Below are 14,127 nucleotides of genomic sequence, written 5' to 3' on the forward strand. Positions count from 1 at the left end.
GGGCAGGTTGTCCCTGCCGGGCTGTGACAATTTAATTCGACCAGGCATTTCATTGTCCGTGCCGATTTTCACGAAGCGCATTCTGAGGCAATTAAAAAGAGCGCTCCATTCGACCATGGACAAGCTATCCACGCCTGACCGAGATCGCCTTCCGAATATAGCGAAGCGATAACCGCAGCCTGCCGAGAAGTGCTTCAGACAATAAACAGGACGCTGGCCTTTCGTATCGATGAAAGTTCCGCATGGCGTCCGCCCCTAAGGAAGAGGAGATAAATATGATTTATTACTTGATCGGAGTGGCGCTATTCATCTTCATGCTGGAACAGTTGGTTCCCGGCTGGAAATTGCCCAAGGTGAGCACCTGGGTGGCCCGGGTGATCTTCCTCAACATCGTCCAGGTGTCGATCGCCCTGCTCGCCGGCATCACCTGGAACAAATGGATGATGGGGCACAGCCTGCTGCACACCTCGGATGCCCTGCCACCACTGCTGGCCGGCTTCGCCGCCTACTTCGTCAACACCTTCGTCACCTACTGGTGGCATCGCGCGCGCCACGCCAACGACACGCTCTGGCGGCTGTTCCACCAGTTGCACCACGCGCCGCAACGCATCGAGGTATTCACCTCCTTCTACAAGCATCCGACCGAGATGGTCTTCAACTCGCTGCTGGGCAGCTTCGTCGCCTACGTGGTGATGGGCATCAGCATCGAGGCCGGCGCCTACTACATCATGTTCGCCGCGCTCGGCGAGATGTTCTACCACTCGAACCTGCGCACCCCGCACGTCCTCGGCTACCTGTTCCAGCGCCCGGAGATGCACCGCATCCACCACCAGCGCGACCGCCACGAGTGCAACTACAGCGACTTCCCGATCTGGGACATGTTGTTCGGCACCTACGAGAACCCCCGCCGCATCGACGAGCCGCAGGGCTTCGCCGGCGACAAGGAGCAGCAGTTCGTCGACATGCTGCTGTTCCGCGACGTGCACAGCCTCCCCGGAAAAACCCAGCCCGCTCCCGTCCTGGTCAAGCCCGACGTCAGGTGAACGCCATGATTCCAGACATCGATTCCCGTCTCAGCCGGAACATATTGAAATCCATCTCGTATGGCCTCCCCCTCGCCGAAGTGGTCCCCGACCATACCTATGCGCAACTGGAAACGCGCCTCGGCGAACTGAAACGCAGGTATCTGGAGCTGCGCATCTCCCACGGCGCGCGCGAGCTGCCGTTCAGCAACTACCTGTTCTACCTGATCCTCCAGTCGCGCCACCAGGAATTCGACTTCAAGCTGCGCCAGGGCAACTCGGTGGTCACCAACATCCACCGTTTCAAGAGCAAGGGACGCATCCCGTCCCTGACCACCCTGCTCCTGGCCGATGCGGTCAACGCCAAGAGCGAGCTGGAGCTCAAGCATCCGGACATCCCGCAGCTCGACCGCCACGCTCGCGACATCGAGCGCTGGCTGGCCGCCGGCAACGTCATGCCGCCCAGCGAGCGGGCCCTGCGCGGCCTGGTTGAGGCGCTGGAGCGCGCCGCTGGCGAAGGCCGTCCGTTGCACCTGGTGAGCGCGGTATGCCCGGACTACTCGCACTCCAGCGATGCCGAGGGCAAGCCGCGCTACACCTTCGAGCGAGTCGGCGACCAGCCCGGCCTGGCCGGCGCCAAGCTGGTCAGCGCCGGCCAGGCGGTGGCGGAGCTGGCCAGGGCGCGCCAGGTGGAAATCCGCCACGCGATCCTCGGCGGCGAGTTCGAGTACCTATCGTTCAACCGCAACCCCGCCACCGGCGAGACCCGCGAGGGTTTCCTCGGCAAGGTCGAGCGCCAGCTCGAGCGGATCGCCGGGGCCCTGCCCTGCCCGGCCGCGACCTGCTCGTTCTTCGAGATGTGCGGCGGCGAGGACGGCTGGCACCGGGCCCACGGCGAGATCGTCCAGCGCCTGGAACAGGGCGACTACGGCCAGACCGGGCTGGACTACCCGGCCCTGGAATCGATCTTCCTGTCGCGCCTGCCGCTCTACGAGAAATGGTTCGCCAGCCAGTCGCGCGAGCAGATCTGGGCCAGCTTCGTCTCCCAGGCCGCCGAGTACGCATTGATGGGAAAACTCTTCGGCGAGCGCTTCGACAACTTCGTCGTGCTGGCCGTCGATCACTACCGGATGGAGCCGTTCTACTCGTTCTTCGCGACCGTCCCGACGCTCTACATCCGAACCGACTACCTGTAACGAGGGAGCGCCTGCGCCATGCAAGATGAACTGTTCAAGACCCGATACTCCAAGTACGGATACGGCATCGACGTGCGCCGTACCTACAAGGACCTGCCCTGCCAGCCGTTCTGGACCTGGGTCACCGGCAAGTCGCTGAACGACCGCCCGCCGCGACGGCCGAAAGACACCCTGCTCAAGCCCTGGCAGCTCTACCTGCACATCAGTTGGGGCTACGCGGTGTTCTTCCTCGCGGTGATCTACGGCCAGCAACTGCTCGCCTCGCAGCAGCCACTGTGGCTGAAGTGCCTGTTGGGCGCGCTGATCATGTGCCTGGTGGTCAACCGCCAGCGTGGCTTCCTCCATACCTTCCACTACACCACCCATGGCGCCAGCCTGGAGAACAAGGCGCTGGCCCGCTTCACCTGCAAGTGGATCCTGTCGATCCCGATCCTGCACACCCCGCGCGACGAGTACGTGAAGCTGCACGTGAACGAACACCACAGCGTGCGCACCTTCAATACCGAGCACGACGTCGACCTGGTCTTCATGAAACAGCACGGCTTCTACAAGGGCATGTCCGAGAGCGCCTTCTGGACCCGCCTGGTGCTCGCGCCCTTCCATCCGGCGCGGATCCTCGAGCACCTGAAGTTCCGTTTCGACGTCAGCTTCGTCTCCGCCCCGCGCCACGAGCGCGTCAGCCGGGCGCTCTACTGGGCTGCGCTGCTCGGCCTGGTGTACGCCAGCGGCTACCTGGAGGCGTTCGCGCTGTTCTACCTGTTCCCGATCTTCATCCTCACCCAGTACTCGTCGTGGATCCAGCACGTCTCCGAGCACCTCTGGTTCGCCCGCAACGAGCACGGCCTGCCGCGCTTCCTGCACTACGGCTCGCTGAGCTGGGGACGCTTCCTCGGCCGCCCCTACCCGGCCGACAAGCAGGGCCTGGCCTTCGCCCTGGCGTTCGTTCGCTGGAGCCTGGGCGTGCTGCTGATCGACATCCCGCTGCGGGTGTTCTCCTTCATGCAGGACCTGCCCAGCCACGACTTCCACCATCGCAAGCCGGGAGTGAACTTCTGGCGCATCGCGCCGGAGCGCGCGGCCAACGAGGCGCGCCCCTCGAAGTTCGGCCCGATGACCGAGACCTGGGGCATGTGGGAGAACTTCCTGATCCTGCGCGACCACCTCTGCCGCGGCCAGTCGGACCCGTTCGGAATCGTCGACTGGTACCGCGAGAACCATGCCCGGCTCGCTCCGGAGACCGATGCCGCCAACCAGCCCCACACCAACCAACCCGCATCCCAGGCTACCGCCTGATCACACAGGAAACCCCATGAATACTCAGATTGCCCAGATCACCCAGAGCCTGGCAGCCAACGGCTGCGCCTATATCACCCCCAGCGACGCGCTCTACGACGAGCAGGACTGGGAACTGATGAACCAGGTCCTGGCCAACTCGACCCTGCCGTGGGAGAAGATCCTGATCGGCGACGCCGACGAGGAGAACGACCTCTACGTGGCCCGTTTCATGACCGACCGCGACCGTCCCACGGTGGTCAACCATGCGCTGTCGGAGCTGATCATCCCGCGCGTCTGCAACGACAACGTGATGAGCCTGTTCCGCAAGCTGATGGGCGACGACGCCTTCTACGTCCGGCGCATGCAGGTGAACCGGATGAAGGCCGGCTCGTTCATCGGCCGGCACCTGGATACCGACAGCAACCCGGACTACCAGTACTCCATCGTCCTGCAGCTCGGCACCTACTTCTCCGGCGGCCAGTTCGTGGTCTACGACCGCGACGGCAACCTGCGTAACGACATCAAGCCGGAGCCGCGCTCGGTGATCATCAGCGACTGCAGCTATCCCCACGAGGTCCAGCAGGTGACCGCCGGCGAGCGCGTCTCGCTGGTGTTCTTCGTCAGTCGCCATGCGGACCGGAACCGGCGGGTCTATTGACCCGTCGGCGTGGAGACTCGAAGCGATGTCGAAGAACGCACGTTACGCCTGGCGCCTGTCCCTCGGCGGTCTGCTGCTGGGGCTACTGGCCTGCGCGCTCTACCTGCTGGCCGTCCCGCTGGGCTTCAAGTACGGCGAGATCCAGGTCGGCCATGGCCTGGAACACGAGGGGCGGATCGCCTGGGACGCCGCCGGCGTCCCGCATATCCGCGCGCAGAGCCTGGAGGACGGCTATTTCCTGCTCGGCTACAGCCACGCCAGGGATCGCCTGTGGCAGATGGAGTTCGCCCGCCGCTATGCCGGCGGGACGCTCTCCGAAGTGTTCGGCGCCAAGACCCTGCCGATGGACAGGTTCGCCCGCACTCTGGGCTTCCGACGCACTGCCGAGGGCATCTACGCCAACCTGGACGCGCCCACGCGCGTCCTGCTGCAACGCTACAGCGACGGGATCAACGCCTACCTGGAGCTGGCCCCGGCGGCGCTGCCGCTGGAATTCAGCCTGGTGCGCCACGAACGGCCGGGGCCCTGGGGGCCGGTGGACAGCCTGTCCCTGCACCTGCTCTATTCCTGGACCCTGAGCGCCAACCTGGGCATGCAGTTGCAGCGCCTGGCGCTGGCCGAGCACCTGGACCTGGCGCGGATCAACGAGGTGTTCGCCCCCTATCCGGGCGAGCGGCCGCCGGCCACCCGCGACTACGCCAGCCTGTACCGCTCCCTGCACGGCACGCCGGACGCCGGCAAGCTGCTGGGGCAACTGCCCGGTTCCAACGTCGAAGGCATCGGTTCGAACAACTGGGTGGTCTCCGCCAGCCGCAGCGCCACCGGCAAGCCGCTGCTGGCCAACGATCCGCACCTGCGCCTGACCAACCCGGCGGCCTTCTACCTGGCCAGCCTGAAGATCCCCGGCCTGAGCCTCACCGGCGCCAACTTCGCCGGCGCCCCGCTGTTCGTCATCGGCCATAACCAGCGCATCGCCTGGGGCTACACCAATACCGGCTCGCACATCCAGGACGCCTACCTGGAGCGCGTCGATCCCCAGGACCCGCGGCGCTACCTGACCCCGGACGGCTACCGGCCCTTCGAGACGCGCCTGGAACGCATCGCCGTGCGCGACGGCGAGACGGTCTCGCTGGAGGTCCGCAGCACCCGCCACGGCCCGGTGATCAGCGACATCTACGAACCGGCGCGGCTGCCGCAGGCGCAGCGCGACCGGCTGGTGATCGCCCTCGCCTGGACCGGCCTCGACCGTCACGACAAGACCTTCCCGAGCCTGCTGGCGATCAACCGGGCCGAAGGCTGGGAACAGTTCCTCGACGCCGCCGCCGACTTCGGCGTACCGCCGCAGAACATGGTCTATGCCGACGTCGAGGGCAACATCGGCTACGTCTCCGCCGGTCGCGTACCGCTCCGCGGCGCCGACGACGACCTCCATGGCCTGGCCCCCTCGCCCGGCTGGGAGAGCCGCTACGACTGGGTCGGCTACGTTCCGGAAAGCGCCAAGCCACGCAGCCTCAACCCCCGCGAAGGGTTCATCGCCACGGCGAACCAGCGCATCGTGCCGCCCGACAATGCCTTCGACTTCGGCCACGACTGGGTCCTACCCTACCGCTACGAACGCATCCGCGAGTGGCTCGGCGGCCCCGGCCAGCGCACCCTGGAAGACAGCCTGGAGTTGCAGAACGACGAGTTCTCCAGCGTGATGGCGAGCCTGTTGCCGAAGATGCTGGAGCAGGTCAGCGACCCCGAACTGCGCGCCAGCGAGGCCTTCGCCCTGCTCCAGGGCTGGAACCACCAGGCCGCCGCCGACCTGGCCGCGCCACTGATCGCCGGCTACTGGGTACGCGCCTTCACCCGCGAGCTGCTGCAACCGAGGATCGGCACGCAGTTGCTGGCCAGCGGCTGGAACCAGCGCAACTACGACGGATTCCTCCGGCTGATCCTCGACGGCCAGGCCGACCTGCGCTTCTGGTGCGGCCAGGAACAAGGCTGCGACCTCAAGCTGAACCAGTCGCTGCGCCGCGCCCTCGACGAACTGCGAGCCGCCCACGGAAGCGCGCCGAGCGGCTGGAAGTGGGGCGAGGCGCACGCCGCCCTCGCCGAGCACGTGCCCTTCCACAAGACCCCGTTGCGCGCGCTGTTCGACCTGAAGAACAACAAGGGCGGCGACAACTTCAGCGTCAACGTCGGGCGCTTCGACTACAGCGACCCGGCCAACCCGTTCAACACACGGATCGCCGCGACCCTGCGGATGGTCATCGACCTGGCGGACTTCGACAACTCGCGCTACGCGCTGTCCACCCGCAATTCCGGCCTGCCGTTCGACGGCGCCACCGACCTCAACGAACTCTGGGCCCGCGGCGCGTACATCCGTATCGCCGACGACGCCCCCGACGCGACGGACCGCCAGTTGGTCCTGCGCCCTTCAGCCTCTTCCTCCGGCGAGCCACGACCATGACCAGCGATCCGCATAAAAACGCCTTCGACCTCGACTACTCCAGCCGCGAACGGCAGTTCCCCGAGGGCTTCAAGCGCAAGATAGTCGCCGACCTGCAAGAGGGAATGCCGCAGTTCGACGTGCTGCAATACTTCGGCAACCAGCCGGATATCTTCGAGACCTACGACCACCTGGTACTGGCGACCGATCCGGAGGGCGAACGGATCATCGGCATCCTGGGCGCGAAGGACTTCGTCCGCGGCGCGACGCGTTTCCTCTACCTGTGGACAGCGATGGTGGTCGACCGCTACCACCGCACCAGCCTGTTCAAGCGGATCAACCAGTTCTTCCTGCGCCAAGTCAGCGAGCGCAACGGCGGGCTGCCGCCACTGATCGTGGCGAAGACCTACAACCCTGTGGTCTACAACATGTTCCGCGCCCTCAGCGCGCGGATCCCGGGAGCGACGCTGTACCCGGACCTGGAAGCGCCACGCCAGAACCCGGACATGGTCGACCTGGCCCTCGACGTGGTCGGCACGCTGTCCGCCAACCTGCGTCTGGATGCGGAAACCGGCCTGATACCCGGCGGGCAACGCAGCGTCGCCCCGGATTTCTTCCCGCGCATGGCGATGTCCAGCCACGCCAGGACCAACGACCACTTCGTCGCCCACGTCGGCAGCAGCGACCAGATCCTCTGCATGGTCCGCCTCGCGCCCGGTGCCGAACCCTACGTGCAGCAGAGGATCATCCGGTGAGCGGACTCGCGCAGCGCTCCGACGACCCGTGGCTGGCGGCGCTGCCGGCCGCGGTGCTCTACGGCGCCTGGGCGGCCTATGCCAACCAGGACGGCGGCCTGGCCGGGATGGGCGTCGCCGCCCTGCTCCAGGGCGCCGCGAGTCTCCTGGCGACGCGCTTCGGCCTGTACCTGTTGCAATGTCTCGGCCGCCGCCACGGCCTTGCGCAACGCCAGGCGCCCCTGCTGGTGGTGCTCCTGCTGACCGCGCCGATGGCCGCGCTGCACTGGCTCTCGGGCACGCCGCATCCATTGGCGAGCGTGGCGCCATCGTTCGTCATCGGCTGGCTCTACTTCGCCCTCTGGGCGCGCCACCGCCCGGGCCGCCGGCAAACCAGCCGCGCCTAGCCGGCGCCCCCGCTCGAGCCGCTCCCCGTCGGCGGGATCGGCCCGTATACTCGGAGCCTTCCTATCCGCCCAAGGACGCGCCATCGCCATGCTGGAGATTCTCGGAAAGGCCTCTTCGATCAACGTGCGCAAGGTGCTCTGGACCTGCGCCGAACTGGACCTGCCCTACCGCCGCGAAGACTGGGGCAGCGGCTTCCGCGACACCCACGCGGCGGAATTCCTCGCCCTCAACCCGAACGCCATGGTGCCGGTGCTGCGCGACGGCGAACTGGTGCTCTGGGAATCCAACAGCATCATCCGCTACCTGGCCAACCGCTATGCCGGCGAACGCCTCTATCCGCAGCAGGCGGCGCCGCGCGCGCGGGTCGACCAGTGGCTGGACTGGCAGGCCTCCGACCTCAACCGCTCGTGGAGCTATGCCTTCATGAGCCTGGTCCGGCAGTCGCCGGCGCACCGCGACGCGGCCCAGGTGGAGGCCTCGTTGCGCGGCTGGACGGGCTTCATGGAAATCCTCGAGGGACAACTGCTACGCACCGGCGCCTATGTCGCCGGCGAGACCTTCAGCCTGGCCGACATCGCCATCGGCCTGTCGGTCAACCGCTGGTACGAGACGCCGTTCGAGCATCCGTCGCTGCCAGCGGTGCGCGCCTATTACGAGCGCCTCGGCGCCCGTCCCGGCTTCCTCGCCCACGGCCGCAACGGCGTACCCTGAGCGAGGCGCGCGATTACTGGCCGAGCGCCTTGTTCAGGCGCTGCGCCAGGGCGGTGGTGTTGGCGCCGGCGGTATCCAGCAGCAGGTAGTCGTAGTCGGACTTGGCCACCGGGGCGATGCGGTATTGCAGGACGCCCTCGACCACCTGCTGGCCGGCCGGCACGCTGAGGGTGCCGACGCAGGACAGCACGCCGCTGTCGGGATCCTTCTCGAGGATCGCCACGTCGCGCAACGCGCTGTCCTTGAACTCCGGCGAGCGCTCGGTGATCGCGCCCTGGAGGAAGATCCGCATCAGTTGGTCTTTCACGTCCGGCGAGGCACAGGCCTCGGCCTCCTTCTTCGCGCAGGCGCTCAACAGCAGCGCGGCGCCCAATACAGCGAGCACGGGTAGCTTCATCATCCCCTCGGGGGTCGGTTGGTGATGCGCAGTTGGACTGCGCCGCCGGCGAATGATTCCCAGGCCCCGCGCGGCGCCTACCGCAGCCAGCACTGGCCAGCCGGCGCGTCTGCCAGTAGTCTGTCCGCCGCGCTGGCGACGCCGGCCCCACGCCAACTGGAGCAAGACATGTACCGAGACACCGTGACCCTCACCGTCAGCGCCGAGCAACGCGGCCGCGAAAGCGAGGCCGTGGACAACCCGAACGTCGCCATCGGCCTGGAAAGCGTCGAGCCGGGCGTGCTCAAGCTGCACTTCGAAGGCCAGCTGGACGCCCCGGAGAACGCTACCCACATCTGCTTCAGCCTGACCATCGGCCTCACCTACTACGGCCCGATCCTCGACGGCGCGGCCAGCGAGAACGGCGGCTGGATGACCTTCGAAAGCGACATGCTCGACCCGGCGCAACTGGCCTGATCGACTCTCCTTCGCAGCCATCCACCATGCGGAAGGCTGCGAAGTGGCACTTTGACACCCACCCCCCGGCGGTCTATAGACAGTTGCAGAACAGACACGGAAGTGGTGGTTCAGCATGTCAACGTCTTCGACAGTTCGCCCCACGACGAGCCTTTCTGGGATATCCCAGGCCCGCTTCCAGGGGACCCTGACACACGCCTCCCCAGCCTTTCGCGGGACGACTTCTCCGCCTGCGCTCTCCCATCCCCCATGACAGCACCCGGCCGGCGACACGGGCACCGACAGCGCCAGAGCGTACCGACCGGCCTGCGTAACGGGTAGCGACCGGTCGAGTTCTGGCGCGCCGGAAAAGAATCTCCACGCGGGAATCGTCATGAAAATACTCGCCCTTCTCGCAGCCTGCCTGCTGGCAGGCTGCGCCGCCAACGCCCCGCTGCGCGATGACAGCGAATCGACCTGCGCCGACATGCGGCCTTGCAGCGACAGCTACTACGAACGCCATCCGAACTACGAGATCGGCTTCGTCGAATACAGCGAGCGCGGCAACGACTTCGCGCCTGCCAGAACGCAACGCCTGATCGACCAGCTAAAGCGCTACTCCGCCCGGGGGGACATCGCCATGGTGGTGTTTATTCACGGTTGGAAGCACAACGCGGGACGGGACGACGGCAACGTCGCCAGCTTCAACAAGGCACTCGCCAATCTCGCCTCCTCCGGGGTGCTGGGCAAACGCAGGCTGGTCGGCCTCTATGTTGGCTGGCGGGGCAAGTCGATGCATGGCCTGTATAGCGAGAACCTGACCTACTGGGACAGGAAGGCCGTCGCCGAGGAAGTCGGCCGGGGTGGCGTCGCCGAGTTGCTCGCCCAGTTGGAACGGATCGATCGCAAGGACAGGAACTATCTGGTGATCGTCGGCCACAGCTTCGGCGGCGCAATCACCCTCGGCGCACTTCACGACCCGTTGCTCGAACGCCTGCTGGCTCTCCAGGACGGTCAGCGGATACGCGCCTTCGGCGACGCGGTAATCATGCTGAATCCGGCGATAGAGGCCAATCAGGGCCTGTTGCTCAAGGAGAATAGCCTCAAGGTCGGCGCCCTGGGAGCCCGGCCGCCGCCGCTGCTGTACGTCATCAGTTCCCACGGCGACAGCGCCACCCACTTCGCCTTCCCGCTCGGCCAATGGGTCGGCGTCAACCTCACCTGGAGCCAGGTGGACCTGGACAGGACCTACAACGGAACCCGCTATCGCCTCCGGGAAGAAGACCTGGATACCACCGCCCTCGGCAACTACAGCCTGTATCGGACCGCCCTGCTGATCGACCGCGAGTGCCCGCTGCCGGATGGCAGCGACAACTGCGCGCCAAGACCGCCCGAACCACGGGTGATCGACGACACCGATATCGGCAAATGGCGCTTCAGGAGCTTCTGCAGCGCGGACGGCGGCAACGCCGATCCGGCGCTGCCGCGCATGCCCTGCTACAGCAACGAGCCGGTCAACTTCATCTACACCTCGCAGTCCTTCATCGCCGACCACAACGATATCTTCAACGACCAGGTGATCGCCTTCATGGCCACCGCCGTCAGCAAGGCCATCTACGAACGTACGGCTGGCGCCTCCTACTACCGGGAGTGCCACGACCCGGTGCGGAAGAACTTCTCGTTCGGCAAGTGCTTCGACTTCCACTACCTCAAAGCCACGGCCATGCACCGGCGGCTGCAACGGCAACTCTCGGAACCCGGCACCCGCAGCGAACAGGACGTCCTCTATGAAAACCCTCTCTAGCCTGCTCCTGATCGGCTTCGCCGTCGTTCTGCTCGCCCCGCGGATGGCGCCCGCCGCCAGCGCCGCCGAAGACAAGGCCACCTATTGCGGCTCCGGCTTCACCCAGTATCTGGTTCCGGACGACGTCGCGGGCTGCTCGCTCAGCGAGGCCTGCCGCCTGCACGATATCTGCTACGGCCGCTGCGACAAGGACGGCGACCTCTACGGCAGCGCCTACTGCGCGCAAAGCGAAAAGTCCGAAGCCCGCAACATGAGCAAGCAGCAGTGCGACGCCAGGCTGCAGGCCGACATCGCCGCACAGAACGGCAACAGCCGCCTGTGCCGCGCGGTGGGAGGCGTCTACCGGGTATTCGTGAAGCACCTGGGGCAAGGTCCGTTCAATGGCCGGGAGGCACTGGACATCTACCTGAAGGTCATGCAATCGGCGCCCAGCGCAGCCGACGCCGACGCCCGCCTCGAAGCCATCCATCAGCTACAGAAGCAGGGCCTGACCGACGCCAAGGAAATCCGTTACGACGCCGAGCGTATCGTCATCCCACTCAACAGGCCCGTGGAATCGCCGTTGACCAACGGCTCGGACACTCTCGTCCTGCCGCGCAACCTCGACCGGGAACGGCTGCGCCAGCTGGACCAGCGGCTCATCCGCCAATGAGCCTCAGAATAGTGCCATCTGCCGGTCGACCAAAGTGGCGAAATCGTCGCCGACGAACGGCAGGATGGCGTCGGCCACCGGCTGCAACTGCTTGCCCACGTAGTGCTCGTAGTCGATGGCCGAACGCCGCGCCTCGAGCGGCTCGGGACCGGCGACGCTGATCACGTAGCTGATCCAGCCGCCGCTCTGATACTGCCGCGGGCGCCCGCGCTCGAGGTTGTAGTCGTCGGCGATGCGCGCCGCGCGCACATGCGGCGGCACGTTGCGCTGGTAATCGTCGAGGCGCCGGCGCAGGCGCTTGCGGTAGACCAGCAGGTCGTCTAGCTCGCCGGCCAGGGTCCGTCGTACGTAATCGCGCACGTAGTCCTGGTAGGGCTGGCGATTGAAGATGCGCAGGTAGAGTTCCTGCTGGAAGCGCTGGGCCAGCGGCGACCAGTCGGTGCGCACGGTCTCCAGGCCCTTGAAGACCATCTCCTCGCCACCGTCGGCGCGGCGCACCAGGCCGGCGTAGCGTTTCTTGCTGCCCTCCTCGGCGCCGCGCACGGTGGGCATGAGAAAACGCCGGTAATGGGTCTCGAATTGCAGCTCGAGGGCGCTGTCGAGGCCGAATTCTTCTTTCAGGTGCTCGCGCCACCAGTCGTTGACCCGCGCCACCAGCGCCCGGCCGATGGCCGCGGCCTCCTCCTCGGCGCGGGGGCTGCCGAGCCAGACGAAGGTGGAGTCGGTATCGCCATAGATCACCGTATAGCCCTCGGCCTCGATCAGCTCGCGGGTACGGCGCATGATCCGATGCCCGCGCAGGGTGATGGACGAGGCCAGGCGCGGGTCGAAGAAGCGGCAGCCGCTGGAACCCAGCACCCCGTAGAAGGCGTTCATGATGATCTTCAACGCCTGCGAGAGCGGCTGGTTGCGTTCGCGCTTGGCCGCCTCGCGGCCCTCCCAGACCCGTGCGACGATGGCCGGCAGGCAATGCCGGGTACGCGAGAAGCGGGCGCCGCGAAAGCCTTCCACCGAGTGCTCGTCGTCCGGCTGGCGCAGGCCTTCCACCAGGCCGACCGGATCGATCAGGAAGGTACGGATGATCGACGGATACAGGCTCTTGTAGTCGAGCACCAGCACCGATTCGTAGAGGCCCGGCCGCGAGTCCATGACGAAGCCGCCGGGACTGGCTTCCGGACGCTTCTCGCCGAGGTTCGGGGCGACGAAGCCGGCGCGGTGCATCAACGGCATGTACAGGTGGGTGAAGGCCGCCACCGAGCCGCCGCTGCGGTCCGCCGGCAGGCCGGTGACGGTGGCCCGTTCGAGGAGGAAGTCGAGCAGTTCGGTACGGGCGAAGATCCGCGTCACCAATTCGCAGTCCTTCAGGTTGTAGTGCGCGAGGGCCGGCTTGTCCTCGGCGAACATGCGATCGATCTCGTCCATCCGCTGGTACGGATTGTCGATCGCCTTGCCTTCGCCGAGCAGGGTCCGGGCGACGTTCTCCAGGCTGAACGAGGGAAAACTCCAGGTCGCCGAGCGCAGCGCCTCGATGCCATCGATGATCAGGCGGCCGGCCGCCGCGGCGAAAAAGTGGTTGTTGCGGCTGCCGTGCTCGCGCCAGCCCATTTCGTCGCCGCCACGCCCCAGGCGCAGCGGCACCTTCAGGCGCTGGGCATGCTCATGCAGGACGCGCAGGTCGAACTGCACCAGGTTCCAGCCGATGATGGCGTCGGGATCGTGCTCGGCCAGCCACTGGTTGAGGCGTTCAAGCAGCCCGGCACGGCTGTCGCAATAGTCGAGGCGGAAATCCACGGCCGCGGCATCGCCGTTGGCCGGGCCGAGCATGTATACCTGGCGCTGGCCGCGGCCTTCCAGGGCGATGGAGTAGAGATCGCCGCGGGCGTTGGTCTCGATGTCCAGCGACACCAGGCGCAGGCGCGGGCGATAGTCCGGAGCCGGCTTCAGGCGCCGGGCGAGCAGGCTGCCGTCAGCCTCGACACTCGCCTCCAGGCTGACCGGCGCGGTGATGAAGCGCTCCATCAGGTAGCGCTCCGGCGGCCGGATATCGGCCTCGAACACCTCGACGCCGGCCTGGCGCAAGCGTTTCTCCAGATTCATCAGTTGGCGATGCTGCTGGCAGTACAGGCCGAGCACCGGCCGCTGCTGGAAGTCGCGCAGCGCCAGCGGCCGCAGCTCGGCGCCAGTCTCCCCGGCGAGCAGGGACTCGACGCGCCCGCGCTGCTCGGCGAGGACGAACGCCACCGACGGCTGCGGCGGCAGCCGCACCTGCCGCGGGCCCTGCTCGGTCGCCAGCCAGAACGCGACTTCCGTGCCGGCCGGCGTATCGCGCCAGTGCCGGGTCAGGACGAACCCTTGCAGTAACTCCACCATCGACCCCGAATCTCTCGCATCCGCCGATTCT

The 14,127-nt window shown here is 66.5% G+C and carries 13 protein-coding genes; 11 read left to right on the forward strand and 2 right to left on the reverse strand.

Annotated elements, in window-relative coordinates; translation table 11 throughout:
- The first annotated feature begins 275 nt into the window (after positions 1–275).
- The 8 genes from ACM0M4_RS16930 to ACM0M4_RS16965 all read left to right on the forward strand — a co-directional run bounded on the left by ACM0M4_RS16930 (position 276) and on the right by ACM0M4_RS16965 (position 8,438).
- The gene (locus tag ACM0M4_RS16930) at positions 276–1,043 is read left to right on the forward strand and encodes a sterol desaturase family protein (protein WP_003102692.1); all 768 of its coding nucleotides are present in this window, start codon (positions 276–278) and stop codon (positions 1,041–1,043) included.
- 5 nt (positions 1,044–1,048) lie between these two features.
- A complete protein-coding gene (locus ACM0M4_RS16935) occupies positions 1,049–2,218 on the forward strand; it encodes a hypothetical protein (RefSeq protein ID WP_003088150.1) in 1,170 nt (389 codons plus the stop codon).
- A gap of 18 nt (positions 2,219–2,236) precedes the next feature.
- The gene (locus tag ACM0M4_RS16940) at positions 2,237–3,511 is read left to right on the forward strand and encodes a fatty acid desaturase (RefSeq protein ID WP_003102695.1); all 1,275 of its coding nucleotides are present in this window, start codon (positions 2,237–2,239) and stop codon (positions 3,509–3,511) included.
- A gap of 16 nt (positions 3,512–3,527) precedes the next feature.
- Positions 3,528–4,151 (forward strand): 2OG-Fe(II) oxygenase, encoded by a 624-nt coding sequence (locus ACM0M4_RS16945; protein WP_003102697.1) that lies wholly within the window; start codon positions 3,528–3,530, stop codon positions 4,149–4,151.
- Positions 4,152–4,176: 25 nt separating this feature from the next.
- Positions 4,177–6,606 carry a penicillin acylase family protein gene (locus ACM0M4_RS16950; RefSeq protein ID WP_023096804.1) on the forward strand — a complete coding sequence of 810 codons (2,430 nt, stop codon included), beginning with the start codon at positions 4,177–4,179 and terminating at the stop codon, positions 6,604–6,606.
- Entirely contained in the window at positions 6,603–7,340 is a 738-nt protein-coding gene (locus ACM0M4_RS16955) for a hypothetical protein (RefSeq protein ID WP_033952769.1), read from the forward strand. Before ACM0M4_RS16950 ends, ACM0M4_RS16955 begins: the two co-directional genes overlap by 4 nt.
- Positions 7,337–7,726 (forward strand): hypothetical protein, encoded by a 390-nt coding sequence (locus ACM0M4_RS16960; RefSeq protein ID WP_003118963.1) that lies wholly within the window; start codon positions 7,337–7,339, stop codon positions 7,724–7,726. The genes ACM0M4_RS16955 and ACM0M4_RS16960 overlap by 4 nt, the downstream gene beginning before the upstream one ends.
- Before the next feature lie 88 nt (positions 7,727–7,814).
- Positions 7,815–8,438: a glutathione S-transferase family protein gene (locus ACM0M4_RS16965; RefSeq protein WP_003088140.1), complete on the forward strand. Its 624-nt coding sequence runs from the start codon at positions 7,815–7,817 to the stop codon at positions 8,436–8,438.
- 13 nt (positions 8,439–8,451) lie between these two features.
- On the opposite strand, the gene ACM0M4_RS16970 is transcribed toward ACM0M4_RS16965, so the two are convergent.
- Positions 8,452–8,838 carry a hypothetical protein gene (locus tag ACM0M4_RS16970; protein WP_003115740.1) on the reverse strand — a complete coding sequence of 129 codons (387 nt, stop codon included), beginning with the start codon at positions 8,836–8,838 and terminating at the stop codon, positions 8,452–8,454.
- Between the two features lie 165 nt (positions 8,839–9,003).
- Between ACM0M4_RS16970 and ACM0M4_RS16975 the strand changes: the two genes are divergently transcribed.
- The 3 genes from ACM0M4_RS16975 to ACM0M4_RS16985 all read left to right on the forward strand — a co-directional run bounded on the left by ACM0M4_RS16975 (position 9,004) and on the right by ACM0M4_RS16985 (position 11,726).
- Positions 9,004–9,291: a hypothetical protein gene (locus tag ACM0M4_RS16975; protein WP_003088136.1), complete on the forward strand. Its 288-nt coding sequence runs from the start codon at positions 9,004–9,006 to the stop codon at positions 9,289–9,291.
- Positions 9,292–9,664: 373 nt separating this feature from the next.
- Positions 9,665–11,074 carry an alpha/beta fold hydrolase gene (locus ACM0M4_RS16980; protein WP_003102709.1) on the forward strand — a complete coding sequence of 470 codons (1,410 nt, stop codon included), beginning with the start codon at positions 9,665–9,667 and terminating at the stop codon, positions 11,072–11,074.
- Positions 11,058–11,726 carry a hypothetical protein gene (locus tag ACM0M4_RS16985; protein WP_003102715.1) on the forward strand — a complete coding sequence of 223 codons (669 nt, stop codon included), beginning with the start codon at positions 11,058–11,060 and terminating at the stop codon, positions 11,724–11,726. Before ACM0M4_RS16980 ends, ACM0M4_RS16985 begins: the two co-directional genes overlap by 17 nt.
- Before the next feature lie 3 nt (positions 11,727–11,729).
- Here the strand turns inward: ACM0M4_RS16985 and ACM0M4_RS16990 are convergent, their stop codons facing one another.
- Entirely contained in the window at positions 11,730–14,093 is a 2,364-nt protein-coding gene (locus tag ACM0M4_RS16990) for a DNA polymerase II (protein ID WP_221345569.1), read from the reverse strand.
- Positions 14,094–14,127: the final 34 nt, after the last annotated feature.

Origin of the sequence: Pseudomonas sp. 18-147, from assembly GCF_051048045.1 — a bacterium.
Taxonomy (GTDB): domain Bacteria; phylum Pseudomonadota; class Gammaproteobacteria; order Pseudomonadales; family Pseudomonadaceae; genus Pseudomonas; species Pseudomonas aeruginosa.

Coding starts and splice junctions, on each gene's coding strand:
- ACM0M4_RS16935 (WP_003088150.1), top strand. CDS start 1,049: ATGATTCCAGACATCGATTCCCGTCTCAGCCGGAACATATTGAAATCC.
- ACM0M4_RS16970 (WP_003115740.1), bottom strand. CDS start 8,838: ATGATGAAGCTACCCGTGCTCGCTGTATTGGGCGCCGCGCTGCTGTTG.
- ACM0M4_RS16950 (WP_023096804.1), top strand. CDS start 4,177: ATGTCGAAGAACGCACGTTACGCCTGGCGCCTGTCCCTCGGCGGTCTG.
- ACM0M4_RS16930 (WP_003102692.1), top strand. CDS start 276: ATGATTTATTACTTGATCGGAGTGGCGCTATTCATCTTCATGCTGGAA.
- ACM0M4_RS16955 (WP_033952769.1), top strand. CDS start 6,603: ATGACCAGCGATCCGCATAAAAACGCCTTCGACCTCGACTACTCCAGC.
- ACM0M4_RS16985 (WP_003102715.1), top strand. CDS start 11,058: ATGAAAACCCTCTCTAGCCTGCTCCTGATCGGCTTCGCCGTCGTTCTG.
- ACM0M4_RS16940 (WP_003102695.1), top strand. CDS start 2,237: ATGCAAGATGAACTGTTCAAGACCCGATACTCCAAGTACGGATACGGC.
- ACM0M4_RS16965 (WP_003088140.1), top strand. CDS start 7,815: ATGCTGGAGATTCTCGGAAAGGCCTCTTCGATCAACGTGCGCAAGGTG.
- ACM0M4_RS16945 (WP_003102697.1), top strand. CDS start 3,528: ATGAATACTCAGATTGCCCAGATCACCCAGAGCCTGGCAGCCAACGGC.
- ACM0M4_RS16980 (WP_003102709.1), top strand. CDS start 9,665: ATGAAAATACTCGCCCTTCTCGCAGCCTGCCTGCTGGCAGGCTGCGCC.
- ACM0M4_RS16975 (WP_003088136.1), top strand. CDS start 9,004: ATGTACCGAGACACCGTGACCCTCACCGTCAGCGCCGAGCAACGCGGC.